The 13,228-nt window shown below is 62.7% G+C and carries 11 protein-coding genes; 5 read left to right on the top strand and 6 right to left on the bottom strand.

Going from position 1 to position 13,228, the window contains the following annotated elements:
- Position 1: 1 nt before the first annotated feature.
- The 3 genes from lptC to kdsD are packed head-to-tail and all read right to left on the bottom strand — an operon-like array spanning position 2 to position 2,150.
- On the bottom strand, positions 2 to 610 hold the full coding sequence (gene lptC / locus P3T25_RS13815) for an LPS export ABC transporter periplasmic protein LptC (protein WP_154565560.1): 609 nt from the start codon (positions 608 to 610) through the stop codon (positions 2 to 4).
- Positions 607 to 1,167 carry a KdsC family phosphatase gene (locus P3T25_RS13820; protein ID WP_154565561.1) on the bottom strand — a complete coding sequence of 187 codons (561 nt, stop codon included), beginning with the start codon at positions 1,165 to 1,167 and terminating at the stop codon, positions 607 to 609. The genes lptC and P3T25_RS13820 overlap by 4 nt, the downstream gene beginning before the upstream one ends.
- The gene (kdsD, locus tag P3T25_RS13825) at positions 1,167 to 2,150 is read right to left on the bottom strand and encodes an arabinose 5-phosphate isomerase KdsD (RefSeq protein ID WP_154565562.1); all 984 of its coding nucleotides are present in this window, start codon (positions 2,148 to 2,150) and stop codon (positions 1,167 to 1,169) included. Before kdsD ends, P3T25_RS13820 begins: the two co-directional genes overlap by 1 nt.
- Positions 2,151 to 2,311: 161 nt before the next feature.
- Between kdsD and P3T25_RS13830 the strand changes: the two genes are divergently transcribed.
- From P3T25_RS13830 to purU, 5 genes are all read left to right on the top strand, one after another.
- The gene (locus P3T25_RS13830) at positions 2,312 to 4,315 is read left to right on the top strand and encodes a monovalent cation:proton antiporter family protein (RefSeq protein ID WP_154565563.1); all 2,004 of its coding nucleotides are present in this window, start codon (positions 2,312 to 2,314) and stop codon (positions 4,313 to 4,315) included.
- Between the two features lie 129 nt (positions 4,316 to 4,444).
- Positions 4,445 to 5,011, top strand: a complete 567-nt coding sequence (locus P3T25_RS13835; RefSeq protein WP_429358221.1) for an adenine phosphoribosyltransferase — start codon at positions 4,445 to 4,447, stop codon at positions 5,009 to 5,011.
- A 46-nt stretch (positions 5,012 to 5,057) separates the two neighbouring features.
- Positions 5,058 to 5,672: a LysE family translocator gene (locus P3T25_RS13840; RefSeq protein ID WP_429358222.1), complete on the top strand. Its 615-nt coding sequence runs from the start codon at positions 5,058 to 5,060 to the stop codon at positions 5,670 to 5,672.
- 67 nt (positions 5,673 to 5,739) lie between these two features.
- Positions 5,740 to 6,588: an NUDIX hydrolase gene (locus P3T25_RS13845; RefSeq protein WP_429358223.1), complete on the top strand. Its 849-nt coding sequence runs from the start codon at positions 5,740 to 5,742 to the stop codon at positions 6,586 to 6,588.
- Between the two features lie 110 nt (positions 6,589 to 6,698).
- Positions 6,699 to 7,568 (top strand): formyltetrahydrofolate deformylase, encoded by an 870-nt coding sequence (gene purU, locus P3T25_RS13850; protein WP_154565567.1) that lies wholly within the window; start codon positions 6,699 to 6,701, stop codon positions 7,566 to 7,568.
- A 95-nt stretch (positions 7,569 to 7,663) separates the two neighbouring features.
- Here purU and P3T25_RS13855 read toward each other — a convergent pair whose 3' ends face one another.
- The 3 genes from P3T25_RS13855 to uvrA all read right to left on the bottom strand — a co-directional run bounded on the left by P3T25_RS13855 (position 7,664) and on the right by uvrA (position 13,121).
- Positions 7,664 to 8,899 carry a PepSY-associated TM helix domain-containing protein gene (locus P3T25_RS13855; RefSeq protein WP_429358224.1) on the bottom strand — a complete coding sequence of 412 codons (1,236 nt, stop codon included), beginning with the start codon at positions 8,897 to 8,899 and terminating at the stop codon, positions 7,664 to 7,666.
- A 228-nt stretch (positions 8,900 to 9,127) separates the two neighbouring features.
- Positions 9,128 to 10,213, bottom strand: coding sequence for an AI-2E family transporter (locus P3T25_RS13860; RefSeq protein ID WP_154565569.1), 1,086 nt, complete (start codon positions 10,211 to 10,213; stop codon positions 9,128 to 9,130).
- A gap of 34 nt (positions 10,214 to 10,247) precedes the next feature.
- The gene (uvrA, locus tag P3T25_RS13865) at positions 10,248 to 13,121 is read right to left on the bottom strand and encodes an excinuclease ABC subunit UvrA (protein ID WP_429358225.1); all 2,874 of its coding nucleotides are present in this window, start codon (positions 13,119 to 13,121) and stop codon (positions 10,248 to 10,250) included.
- Between the last annotated feature and the right edge of the window lie 107 nt (positions 13,122 to 13,228).

Raw genomic sequence — 13,228 nt, forward strand, 5'->3', positions numbered from 1 at the left:
ATTACCCGGGTTGCTTGGGCGAGCTGACGGAGCCTTCGGACGCGGCAATCGCGCCCTTCACATTGCCGAACAGCTGCATCACCCGGGTGACGTTGTTGTAGTTCATGCCGCTGGCAGTCATCACAGACATGCCGCGCTGAAGTTTAACCGGCTTTTCGGTCTCGATCACATCGTCGTTGACCAGCACCCTAAAATGCTGCGAATCTGCCTGCATCTGCGGATCGCCGTTGCCGGCGGCCCGCACGATGCGCGCGTTGTCGTACAGATCGACGATCGAGGCGTCACCGTTCACCTTGCCAGTGTCGCCGGTCGCGGTGACGATCGGCTTGCCGGGCTGGAAGGCGCGCATGGCCGGCTTGACCAGGTCGCTCAGCTCGTCATCCTCGTAATGAATCAGGGACTGGGCGGTCAGGCGGTATTGCGTCGAGCCCGATTGATCAAGTTCGGAAACCGAGAATTTGTCCGCGAAGTAGTCGGGCGTGTGCTCCTTGGGGCGCGCCACGCCTTCGTTCTGCCGCGGCAGCGTGGCTTGCAGCAGCCACCATGTAATGCCGGCGAGGGCGGCCATCGCGACGAGCGGAATCAGTGAGGTCCAGCGAAACCGATTCATCCGACGAGGCCTCGCTGTTCGCCGCTACAGGCTGCCGCGAGCAGCGCCTCATATTTGTGCTGCGCGCGCAGCAGGGTGTCGCAGACTTCGCGCGCCGCGCCGTGGCCGCCACGCGCCTCGCTGACCCAATGGGCACGCGCAATCACTTCAGGATGCGAATTGGCCGGCGCCGCCGCGAAGCCGACCTTCAGCATCACGCCGAGATCGACCCAGTCGTCGCCCATATAGCCGCATTCTTCCGCCGTCATGCCGGTTTGCTTGAGCAGGTCGGCGAACGCCTGGGGTTTGTCTTGCACGCCCTGATAGACGTGGGCGATGTTCATTTCCTTCGCCCGCACCGCGACGATGCCCGACTTGCGCCCGGTGATGATCGCCGTTTCGATGCCGGCCTGGCGCAGCAGCTTCATGCCGTGGCCGTCCATCGAGTTGAAGCCCTTCATCGTGTCGCCTTCCGCCGTAAACAACAGGCCGCCGTCGGTCAGCACGCCGTCGACGTCGAAAATCATCAGCTTGACGCGGCTTGCGCGTTCAGTGGCGGTAAGGGGGGCGACGGGCATCAGATCACCTTCTTCGAGAACAGGTCGTGCATGTTGAGTGCGCCGATCAGCTTGCCTGCTTCGTCGACGACCAGCATCTGATTGATGCGGTGGCGCTCCATCAGTTCCACGGCTTCGACAGCAAGGTGATCCGGACCAATGGTGCGCGGGCCGGCGGTCATGACCGAGGCAATCGACAGTTCGCGGAAATCGCCGTCGCGTTCGAGCACGCGGCGCAGGTCGCCGTCGGTGAAGATGCCGGTTACGTGATCGTTGTGATCGACGATCGCCGTCATGCCCATGCGTTTGGCGGTCAACTGGAACAATGCATCGCGCACGGTCGCGTCAGGCGTCACCTTCGGCACCTGGTCGTCGGTGCGCATCACGTCGCGCACATAAGTCAGCAGGCGCCGGCCGAGCGCGCCGCCCGGATGCGAGCGGGCGAAGTCGTCCGCGCCAAAGCCGCGCGCGTCCAGCACCGCGACCGCGAGCGCATCGCCGAGCGCGAGCGCGGCGGTGGTGCTGGCGGTGGGCGCAAGATTCATCGGACAGGCTTCTTTTGACACGCCAGAATTCAGATGCACGTCGGCCAGTTGTGCGAGACTCGACGACGGACGGCCCGTCATCGCAATCAGCTTCGCACCGAGCCGCTTGATGAGCGGCAGGATCGCCACGAGTTCTTCAGTTTCGCCGGAATTGGACAGCGCGAGGAACACGTCGTCTGCCGTCACCATGCCGAGGTCGCCATGACTCGCTTCCGCCGGGTGAACGAAGAACGCCGGTGTGCCGGTGCTGGCGAGCGTGGCCGCGAGCTTGCGGGCCACGTGGCCGGATTTGCCGATGCCGGAAACGACAACGCGTCCACGGCAACCCAGGATGAAGTCGACCGCCCCGACGAAACCATCGTCGAGTTGATCGCGAAGCGCGCGCACGGCGTCCGCTTCGATGTCGAGCACGTCGCGAGCGAGCGCGAGTGCCCGGTCGCCATTGATTTTCGCTATCATTCGCGGAGTATAGCAAAGGCGCTTGTTCGCCGCGCCGGGCCTGCTGTGCCAAGCCGCTGTCTTTATTGCTGCCTTTACCGGCCCCTCAACCTTGTCGCACGGCGTTTCTCGTGCGCGGTTCCGCTGACGAACGAGGACGCTTTACCGATGCGTTTTAGCCGATGATTTCCCCCCTCGAAATGACGCTGTTCCTGCTGCTGGCATCAGTGGCCGGAGTGGTGACTTTTCGCTTTCTGAATCTTCCGCCGATGCTCGGCTATCTGACGGTCGGCATCGTCGTTGGGCCGCACGCGTTCGGTTTGATTCCGGATTCGGCGGGCGCGCAGAATCTCGCCGAGTTCGGCGTCGTGTTCCTGATGTTTTCGATCGGGCTGGAGTTTTCGCTTTCCAAACTGCGCTCGATGCGCCGACTCGTGTTCGGCTTAGGCCTGTTGCAGGTGATCGGCACGATTGCCGTGGCGGTCACGCTCGGCTTCGTGCTGGAGCGCTGGGTGCATATCACGTGGCAGGCGAGCGTGGCGCTGGGCGGCGCGCTGGCAATGTCGTCGACGGCGATCGTCAGCAAGATGCTGGCCGAGCGGCTCGAGATCGAAACCGAGCACGGCCGCAACATCTTCGGTGTGCTGCTGTTCCAGGATCTGGCGGTGGTGCCGCTGTTGATCGTGATCGCGGCGCTGGGCGGCGATTCGAAAGATCTCGTCAGCGCGCTCGGGGTGGCCGCCATCAAGATCGTTGTGGCGTTGGCGCTATTGTTAATAGTGGGTCAGCGCTTCATGACGCGCTGGTTCAACGTGGTCGCGCGGCGCCGTTCGCAGGAACTGTTCATTCTCAACCTGCTGCTGGTGACGCTCGGCGCGGCGTTCATCACGGACAAGTTCGGCCTGTCGCTCGCGCTCGGCGCGTTCATCGCCGGCATGTTGATCGCCGAAACGCCTTACCGGCATCAGGTGGAAGAGGACATCAAGCCGTTTCGCGACGTACTGCTGGGCCTTTTCTTCGTCACGACCGGCATGTTGCTGAATCCGCGCGTGATCTGGGAGCATCCGTTCATCGTGCTCGGCTTCCTGGTCGGCCCGATCCTGTTGAAGGCGGTGATGGTGACGGGGCTCTCGCGCCTCTTCGGTGCGTCGCCGGGTGTCGCCATGCGCACCGGTATCGGCCTCGCGCAAGCCGGCGAGTTCGGTTTCGTGCTGCTGAACCTGATTCTCGACAAACATCTTGTCGACGCCACCCTGTTGCAGGCGATTCTCGCGGCGATGCTGCTGTCGATGCTGGCCGCGCCCTTCATGATCCAGAACGCGGACCGAATCGTGCTGCGGTTGTCGTCGACTGAATGGATGATGCAGTCCTTGCAGATGACGCGTATTGCAACGCAGAGTCTGAAGCAAAGCGGTCACGTGATCATTTGCGGCTACGGCCGGGCTGGGCAGAATCTGGCGCGCATGCTGGAGCATGAAGGTCTGTCGTATGTCGCGTTGGACCTGGACCCCGATCGCGTGCAGGCCGCGGCGGCGGCGGGTGAGTCGGTCGTGTTCGGCGATGCGGGGCGGCGCGAATCGCTGCTTGCCGCCGGTATCCATCGCGCCGCGGCGATCGCGATTACCTACGCGAACACGCCGTCGGCATTGCGCGTGTTACACAATATTCACGAGCTGGAGCCCACGCTGCCGGTGATCGTTCGTACCGTCGACGATGCCGATCTGGAAAAGCTGCTGGCCGCCGGCGCGACCGAGGTGATTCCGGAAATCGTCGAGGGCAGTCTGATGCTGGCCTCGCACACGCTGGTGCTGATGGGCGTGCCGATGCGGCGCGTGGTGCGGCGGGTCGAGGAAATGCGCGACGAGCGCTACGCGCTGCTGCGCGGCTATTTCCACGGCGCGGACGACATGGAAGACGACGACGGCCACGAACAGGTGCGGCTACAATCGGTCCCGGTCGACGAAAACTCGGACGCGGTGGGCCGAACGCTGGCGGAATTGGGCCTGTTCGATCTGGGCGTCGAGGTGACGGCGATTCGCAGGCACGGCATTCGTGGCGTCGAGCCGGACCCGTCCACCAAGCTGCGCGCGAGCGACATCGTGGTGTTGCGCGGTCTGCCCGAACAGTTGGCCGAAGCCGAAGAGCTGCTCTCGAAGCACCGCCGCGCAGGTGCCGCTGCGGCTTAGCAATAACGGTGCGACCGGCGTGGCGTTGCCTGGTGTGGTTTCGCCAGGCCGGTGTTGCGGGCCACGCCTAAGCCGACCGCAGCTGATTTAGCCTTTCATCGGACCCACCGAGGTCCATCCGGAGACATCATGTCCAACGCGCTCGCGAGCGCGCCGCTCGATGCGGCCGACTACATCAAAAGCCACATCCGCACGGTGCCTGACTGGCCACAGCCGGGCGTGCAGTTTCGCGACATCACGCCGCTCCTGCGGGAGCCGAAGTCGCTGCGCGTGCTGATCGATCTGTTCGTCCAACGCTATATCGATGCGAAGCTCGACTACGTCGCAGGGCTGGACGCGCGCGGCTTCATCATCGGGCCGATTCTGGCTTACGAGCTGAACCTCGGCTTCATTCCGATCCGCAAGCAGGGCAAGCTGCCGTACAAGCGGGTCGCGCAATCCTATGAACTCGAATACGGCACCGCGACCGTCGAGATTCACGAGGACGCCTGCAAGCCGGGCGACCGCGTCGTGATCATCGACGATCTGATCGCCACCGGCGGCACGATGATGGCCGGCAAGATTCTGCTCGAGCGGCTCGGCGCGGTGGTGATCGAAGGGGCGGCGATTATCGATCTGCCTGACCTCGGCGGCTCGGCCTTGCTGCGTAAAGCGGGCCTGCCGCTCTATACGGTGACTGAATTCGGCGGCCATTGAGCGCCGGAAGCCAACTTCTTCCTGCACACAACGAAGGTAAGAAAAGATGCCCAACTTCCTGTTGTTCCTCGCAACCTCGATCGCTATCACGATGGCGCCCGGCCCCGACAATCTGCAAGTGCTCGCGCGTGGCATCTCACAAGGCCGCGCGGCGGGACTCGTCGCCGCGCTCGGCTTTGCCGCCGGCATCACGTTTCACACCACGTTGGCCGCGCTTGGCGTGGCCGCGTTGCTCCGTTCGTCGCCGGTTGCCTTTGAAGTGGTCAAGCTGGCCGGCGCCGCCTATCTGATCTGGATCGGCATCAAGGCGCTGCGCAGCCAGGGCCTCGCCACCGCGCACGAGCGCGCGCCGCAACCGTTGAAGGCGGTGTTTCGCCAGAGCGTGCTCGGCAATCTGCTGAACCCGAAGGTAACGCTGTTCTTCGTCGTGTTCCTGCCGCAATTCGTGCAGCCGCACGGCACGCAAAGCGTCACGGTGCAGATGCTCGAACTCGGCGTGCTGTTCATGTTGCAGACCGTGGTGGTGTTTTCGCTGTTCGGCGTGTGCGCGGGGATGATCGGCGGCTGGCTGAAGCGCCGGCCGCGTGTGGGTGTGTGGCTCGATCGGCTCGCTGGTGCGACCTTCATCGCAATCGGGATTCGCGTCGCCTTGCGTGATTGACGCGATTGAAGTTGCTGCCCCGGCTGACACCAACCGAACGCGGCAGAAGACCAGTTTGGAGCTTTGAATGACTTTGCCTTGCATCACCGCCGCGCGTCGCTTCGACATAGGCGCGCATCTGCCGTTCTGGATCGACGCCGAGCAGGTCGGCTGGATTCGCTCGGCCGATGTGCCGCTGCTCGCGCGCTGGCCCGATGTGTTTGAAATCGACAGTACGCGCGTCACGCTCGCACCTGTGTTCAATACCGTCGATCTGCGCAGCGCAGCGCTCGGTTCCGTGATCGGTGCACTTGCCGCCGATGGCCGCATTCCCGGCTGGCGCAACGAGACTTACGCGATTCGCAATGCGTTCGATGCGCCGCCGCTCGCCTACATCGAACGCGCGGCGTCGCGCTTCTTCGGCACGATGACCTACGCGGTGCATCTGAACGGCGTCGTAGAATACGCGGATGGCGCCCCGCAATTGTGGATCGCGCGCCGCAGCGACACCAAGGCCACCGACCCAGGCATGCTCGACAATGTCGTCGCTGGCGGGATCGGCTGGGGCTTCGGCATCGAGGCGACGATCATCAAGGAGTGCTGGGAAGAAGCCGGCATTCCCGAGGAGATCGCCGCGCGCGCCACGGCCGGGCGCACCGCGCATGTGCTGCAATCGTTGCCGGAAGGCACGCAGGCCGAACAGATTTTTATCTACGATCTCGCGCTGCCCGCCGATTTCGCGCCGCGCAATCAGGACGGCGAAGTGGGCGAACACCGGCTCGCGCGCATCGACGAAGTGGCGCGCTGGATCGAAGAAGGCGCGATGACCGTGGATGCGAGTCTCGCCACGCTGGATTGCCTGCTGCGCCGCCGCTGGATCGATGAAGACGCGTGTCCGGGCATCGAGACGCTGTTCGCGCCACCGGTGCTTGCGTAAGCGCTAGTTGGGCGCGGGTACGGCGGACAAGCCAGGTCACGCTGTAGCACGCTGCATCGAATAAGACACACCGAACAAACCACGCACTGAAGAAGGGAGTCACCCAGGTCATGTCGACCGATCACAGCTTTATCCTCAAACTGTCGTGCGCCGACCGGCCCGGCATCGTCCACGCGGTTTCGGGCTTTCTGTTCGAACGTGGCAGCAATATTCTCGACTCCGCACAGTTCGGCGACAGCCGCACCGGCGAGTTCTTCATGCGTGTGCATTTCCAGCAGGTCGGTGGCGATCCGGGCCAGGACGTGTTGCGTACGTCGTTCGCCACGCTCGCTGAGCAGTTCGGTATGCGCTGGGAATTGCACGATGCGTCGGTGAAGCCGCGCGTCATCATCATGGTGTCGAAGATCGGCCATTGCCTGAACGACCTGCTGTTCCGCTATCGCACCGGTCAATTGGGTATCGAGATTCCGGCGATCATCTCGAACCACAAGGAGTTCTATCAACTTGCGGCCAGCTACGACATCCCGTTCCATCACTTCCCGCTGATGGGCGGCACACCCGACGCGAAGGCCGCGCAGGAAGCGCGCGTCCTCGAAGTGATCGACGAGCATCAAGCCGATCTGGTGGTGCTCGCGCGCTACATGCAGATTCTGTCGCCGCAACTGTGCGAATCGCTCGCCGGCCGCGCGATCAATATTCACCATTCGTTCCTGCCGAGCTTCAAGGGTGCGAAGCCGTATTACCAGGCGTTTGACCGCGGTGTGAAGCTGATCGGTGCAACGGCTCACTACGTGACGACGGATCTCGACGAAGGTCCGATCATCGAGCAGGGCGTGGAGCGTGTCGACCACAGCATGACGCCGGAGCAACTGACGGCGATCGGTCGCGACGTCGAATGCGTGACGCTTGCGCGCGCGGTGAAGTGGCACGTCGAGCATCGCGTCGTGTTGAACGGCAGCAAGACGGTGGTGTTTCGTTAAGCGTAGTTAATGCGCTTGCAGTGGGGCGGCCAAACCGTGGCCGCATCACCCCGCTGCAAGCTTGCGCCGAATGAGTCGGGCGCGCCCTCTTCAGATCAGGGCTGCATTGCGGTGCCACCCGCATCCCGCGCGTCCAGCGCGAGCCGAGCGTTTTGTGCCGAACGGCGGCGCGCATTCAGTTTCTTTAGCCAGATCAGCAGTCCCGTTGCGCTCAGCACCGCGACCGCAATCCCCACCGCGCTAATCAGAATCCGCCCGCCGAGACCGAGAATGCGTCCCGAGTGCAGCGGGAATTGCACCTGCATGAAGATGTCGCCCGCCGTGCCCTTGCCGGGGATCTGCGCGCCGAGCAGTTTGCCGGTGGCCGCGTCCCAATACATCCACGGATTGCCGAGGCCGATGTCGCCGTGATCGTTGCCGCTTGCGTAGAAGCCGACGCCGTAGGCGTGCAGGAATTCCGCGTAGTAGACGCCGCCAGGTGGCACCTTCAGGTTCTGCGCCTTACCGGCTTGCTCGGCTAGTTGCACGATGCGCTCGCGGCTCAGTACCTGGTCGCCTGGCTGCGGCGCACGCAGAATTTCCGGGTTGTTGATCGGATCCGGCGTGAGCTTTGAGACTAGCGACACGACTGGCCGAACCACGGGCCCGGCGAGATTCATCGATACAGACGTTAGCGCGACGATCACCAGCAAGCCCCAGATCCACACGCCGCCCGAGCGATGCAGATCGAAGGTGAGCGCATAGCCGCCGCGCCCGAGACGAAATGCGAACGACTTGCGCCATGCCTTGAGGCTCGGAAACGATAGCCAAAGGGCGACCACGCTGTCGAACAGCCACACGATCCCAACGATGCCCATTAGCCACGTGCCGATATCGACGCCGCCGGTGAACGGCAATTGCAGCGTGTAGTGCAGCTTGTAGATGAACGGAATCAGATTGCGCCGCGCGAGTGAAACGGCGCCCCACTCGCGCCGCCCCTGGATGTCGCCGGTGGCGGGGTCGACGGCAATCTGGTTGAAGTCGAGCGGGTAGGGCTGCTTCGTCGCGGGGTCGGTGCGCGGCAGCACCATCATCTGCAGCGTGTGGCCGGGTTCAGCGTCGAGCGGCAGATACGTCACCTGCAGGCGCGGATCGGCCGCTTCGACGCGGCGGGCCAACTCGAGTCCCGGTAGCGCCGGGCCGGCGGTGCGCGCTTTGAAGAACGACGGGTTCAGCGCCGCATCGAGTTCGTGATCCCACGCGATGATCGCGCCGGTCAGGCCGGCGACGAACAGAAACAGCGCAATGGCGACACCGAACCAGCGGTGCAGGCGGACGAGTTGCCGCCTCATGGGCGAGCCGGCGGAATGGAAAATGAGGGGAAACGGCGAATCACGGTGTTGCAATGTAAATGGGAATTGTTCGCATCTTATGCGAAGCGAGTGGCCTGCCGCAAGTTTTTAGTAAGCGATTGGCGCCGCGTGGATCTGGCCTCCTGAAGACCGTCGACGCAAAAAAAGCGGCACCGAAGTGCCGCTTTTCGCTCGTCCGCCAAGCCCGCATCGCAGTCTGGTTGACGCTCACACCAGCCGGAGATAAATCAATTCCCGCTTGATATACGCATAGAAGATCGGCGCCGCAACCACGCCGGGGATGCCGAACGCAGCTTCCATCACGAGCATCGCGATCAGCAGTTCCCAGGCGCGCGCCTCGATCTGACCACCGACGATGCGCGCATTCAGGAAGTACTCCAGCTTGTGGATCAGGATCAGGAATACCAACGACATGATCGCCGCCGGAAAGCTCACCGAGAGCGCCACCGCGACGATGATCGTGTTCGAAATCAGATTGCCGATCACCGGCAGCAAGCCGACAATAAACGTCACCAGCACCAGCGTTTTGGAAAGCGGCAGCGTGTCGTGAAAGATCGGCAGGACCACCAGCAGAAAGATGCCGGTGAAGACCGCATTGATCGCGGAAATCTTCACCTGAGCAAATACGATGCGGCGGAAGGCGTCGGCGAAACGTGTCACGCGCGTGACGAACGCTGTGGACAGCGGCAGCCGTTGCATATGCTTCTGCGCCCCGACCGCGATGATCGCGCCGATGATCATGCCGATCAGAATGTGCGTGAAGCCGCGCGCCGCAGTCTTGCCGCTTTGCTGCAGCATGTTCGCATGCGTCTGCATCAGCTCGGCAGCCTTGGTCTTCATCTGGTCTGTATCGACCGGCAGATAGTTGGCGACGAATTGCGGAATCCGGCCGCGCGCCTGGTCGATCAACTGCATCGCCTGGTCGAGCAGTTTCTGCACGCTCGGCACGTCGCTCTCGAAATGTTCGATGATGCCGAGCGTCAACCCCGTCAGTGCACCGACTATCACTGTCGAGAGGATCACCACCGCGAGCCAGCGCGCGCGCTGACTCGACATATGCCGTTCGATGCGCGGCGCGATGGTGTGCACGAGTTGAAACACGAGCAGCCCGGCCAGCAAGGCGCCGAGCAGCTTCAGTTCGATGATCGCCCACATTCCGATCAGCATCAGCACATAACTGCCGATTTCGACCGCCGACAGCTTCGGCAGGCTCATGTCGCTAGTCAGCCTGACCGGGCGTGGGCGGAGGTCCTGCACTTGCCCGTCGTCGCTCGCCTGATTCCGCTTGGCCATGGCTTATTCCGTCTCCAACCCGTGTTGTGCAGCGTTACTTTCTACTGGCAATGCGTTTCAGCAGAGGCGCCAGATACTTACCGGTAAAACTTGCCTTCGACTTGGCAACCTGCTCCGGCGTGCCTTGCGCAATGATCTGACCGCCGCCGGCTCCGCCTTCGGGGCCGAGATCGATGACCCAGTCGGCAGTTTTTATTACATCGAGATTATGCTCGATGATCACGACAGTATTACCCTGGTCTCGCAAACGATGAATGACTTCCAGCAGCAATGCGATGTCGTGAAAGTGCAGACCGGTGGTCGGCTCGTCCAGGATGTATAGCGTGCGACCCGTGTCGCGCTTGCTCAGTTCCAACGAAAGTTTGACGCGCTGTGCCTCGCCGCCCGACAGGGTGGTGGCCGACTGGCCTAGCCGGATATAGCCGAGACCCACGTCCAGCAAGGTTTTCAGCTTGCGTGCCACGACCGGCACCGGCTTGAAGAACTCGTAGGCGTTCTCCACCGTCATGTCGAGGACTTCGCTGATGTTCTTGCCTTTGTATTGGACGTCCAGTGTTTCGCGGTTGTAGCGCTTGCCGTGACAGACGTCGCAGGGAACGTAGACGTCCGGCAGAAAGTGCATCTCCACCTTCAGCACGCCGTCGCCCTGGCAGGATTCGCAGCGGCCGCCCTTCACGTTGAACGAGAAGCGGCCCGCTTCGTAGCCGCGTTCTTTCGCCGCAGGCACGCCCGAGAACAGCTCGCGGATCGGCGTGAACAGCCCCGTGTAAGTGGCCGGATTCGAGCGCGGCGTGCGGCCGATCGGCGACTGGTCGACGTTGATGACCTTGTCGAAATGCTCCAGACCTTCGATCGACTCGTACGGCGCCGGCTCGGTGGACGAGCCATACAGGTGATGCGCGACCGCGTGATACAGCGTGTCGTTGATCAGCGTGGACTTGCCCGAACCCGACACGCCGGTCACACAGGTCAGCAGGCCGACCGGCAGATCGAGCGAGACGTGCTGCAGATTATTGCCGTACGCCTCGACGATGCGCAGACGGCGTTCGTCCGGTTCCTTGCGCTCGTCCGGGAATTCGATGTTGCGGGCACCGGACATGTACTGCCCGGTCATCGAAGCCGCGTTCGCCTCGACCTGCTTGGGCGTGCCTTCGGCGATCACCATGCCGCCGTGCTCGCCCGCGCCAGGCCCCATGTCGACCACGTAGTCGGCCATGCGGATCATGTCTTCGTCGTGCTCGACGACGATCACCGAGTTGCCCAGGTCGCGCAAATGCTTGAGCGTGGCGATCAGCCGATCGTTGTCGCGCTGATGCAGACCGATCGACGGCTCGTCCAGCACGTACATCACGCCGGTCAAACCCGAACCGATCTGCGAGGCGAGGCGAATCCGCTGCGCTTCACCGCCCGACAGCGTTTCCGCGCTGCGCTCCAGCGACAGGTAGTCGAGCCCGACGTTATTCAGGAACATCAGGCGCGCGACGATTTCCTTGACGACCTTGTCGGCGATCTCGCGCTTTGAACCTTCGAGCCGCAGCGTCTGGAAATAGCCGAGCGCGTCGCGCAACGGCCAGCCGCTGATTTCGAAGATGCCACGTGCGTCGCTGTTCGAGCCGATCCGCACGAAACGGGCTTCCCGACGCAGCCGCGTGCCGGCGCAAGCGGGGCAGGGCTGGTTGTTCTGATACTTGGCGAGCTCTTCGCGCACAGCGACCGAATCGGTCTCGCGATAACGCCGCTCCAGGTTCGGGATGATCCCTTCGAACACATGCTCACGCACGGAAGTGCGGCCGCGTTCGTTGATGTAGGAAAACGGAATCTCCTGCTTGCCCGAACCGAACAGCAGAATCTTGCGGACTTTCTCCGGCAGATCTTCAACAGCCGTGTCGATGTCGAACTCGTAGAACGCTGCGAGACTTTGCAGCATCTGGAAGTAAAACTGATTGCGCCGGTCCCAGCCCTTCACCGCGCCCGCCGCCAGCGACAGCGACGGATGCGCAACAACCCGCTTCGGATCGAAGAAGGTGATCTGGCCGAGGCCGTCGCATTCCGGGCACGCGCCCATCGGGTTGTTGAACGAGAAAAGGCGCGGCTCCAGTTCCTGCAGCGAATACGAGCAGATCGGGCAGGCGAACTTCGAGCTGAACAGATGCTCCTTCTCGGTATCCATTTCCAGCGCGATCGCGCGGCCGTCGGCGAGACGCAGTGCTGTTTCGAACGATTCGGCGAGGCGCTGCTTCATATCGCCGCGCACTTTCAACCGGTCGACGACCACGTCGATCGTGTGCTTGTCGTTTTTCTTGAGCTTCGGCAGCGAGTCGACTTCATAGATCTTCGCGACGCCTTCGTTGGCCGTGCCGCCGCCCGAGCGGACGCGAAAACGGATGAAGCCCTGCGCCTGCATCTCTTCGAAAAGCTCGACGTGCTCGCCTTTGCGGTTCGCCACCACCGGCGCGAGGATCATCAGCTTGGTCTCTTCCGGCAGGGCGAGCGCCGCGTCGACCATCTGCGAGACGCTTTGCGCTTCCAGCGGAATTTCGTGGTCCGGACAGTACGGCGTGCCGACCCGGGCGAACAATAGCCGCAGATAATCGTGAATTTCGGTGACGGTGCCAACCGTGGAACGCGGATTGTGCGAGGTCGCTTTCTGTTCGATCGAGATCGCCGGCGACAGGCCTTCGATCAGATCGACGTCCGGCTTTTCCATCAATTGCAGGAACTGGCGGGCGTAAGCGGAGAGACTTTCGACGTAGCGCCGCTGTCCTTCCGCGTAAAGCGTGTCGAACGCCAGCGACGATTTACCCGAGCCGGATAGGCCCGTAATCACGACGAGCTTGTGACGTGGGAGGTCGAGATTGACGTTCTTCAGGTTGTGGGTGCGAGCCCCACGGATACGGATTTGTTCCACGCGTTATTCCAAGACTTGGCCCGTGACCTGGCGGAAAGAGGAGGAGGCTAAACCTGCTACTATAACGACTTTTCAAGACCGCCGTTACGGCTTCCTGACAGCCTGAA

This window comes from Paraburkholderia sp. GAS32 (assembly GCF_050434225.1).
In the GTDB taxonomy this organism is placed as follows: Bacteria; Pseudomonadota; Gammaproteobacteria; order Burkholderiales; family Burkholderiaceae; genus Paraburkholderia; species Paraburkholderia madseniana.

What these genes read in the sequence shown, in the direction of transcription:
- lptC (WP_154565560.1), bottom strand. Translation starts at nt 610, where the DNA reads ATGAATCGGTTTCGCTGGACCTCACTGATTCCGCTCGTCGCGATGGCC.
- P3T25_RS13820 (WP_154565561.1), bottom strand. Translation starts at nt 1,167, where the DNA reads ATGCCCGTCGCCCCCCTTACCGCCACTGAACGCGCAAGCCGCGTCAAG.
- kdsD (WP_154565562.1), bottom strand. Translation starts at nt 2,150, where the DNA reads ATGATAGCGAAAATCAATGGCGACCGGGCACTCGCGCTCGCTCGCGAC.
- P3T25_RS13830 (WP_154565563.1), top strand. Translation starts at nt 2,312, where the DNA reads ATGATTTCCCCCCTCGAAATGACGCTGTTCCTGCTGCTGGCATCAGTG.
- P3T25_RS13835 (WP_429358221.1), top strand. Translation starts at nt 4,445, where the DNA reads ATGTCCAACGCGCTCGCGAGCGCGCCGCTCGATGCGGCCGACTACATC.
- P3T25_RS13840 (WP_429358222.1), top strand. Translation starts at nt 5,058, where the DNA reads ATGCCCAACTTCCTGTTGTTCCTCGCAACCTCGATCGCTATCACGATG.
- P3T25_RS13845 (WP_429358223.1), top strand. Translation starts at nt 5,740, where the DNA reads ATGACTTTGCCTTGCATCACCGCCGCGCGTCGCTTCGACATAGGCGCG.
- purU (WP_154565567.1), top strand. Translation starts at nt 6,699, where the DNA reads ATGTCGACCGATCACAGCTTTATCCTCAAACTGTCGTGCGCCGACCGG.
- P3T25_RS13855 (WP_429358224.1), bottom strand. Translation starts at nt 8,899, where the DNA reads ATGAGGCGGCAACTCGTCCGCCTGCACCGCTGGTTCGGTGTCGCCATT.
- P3T25_RS13860 (WP_154565569.1), bottom strand. Translation starts at nt 10,213, where the DNA reads ATGGCCAAGCGGAATCAGGCGAGCGACGACGGGCAAGTGCAGGACCTC.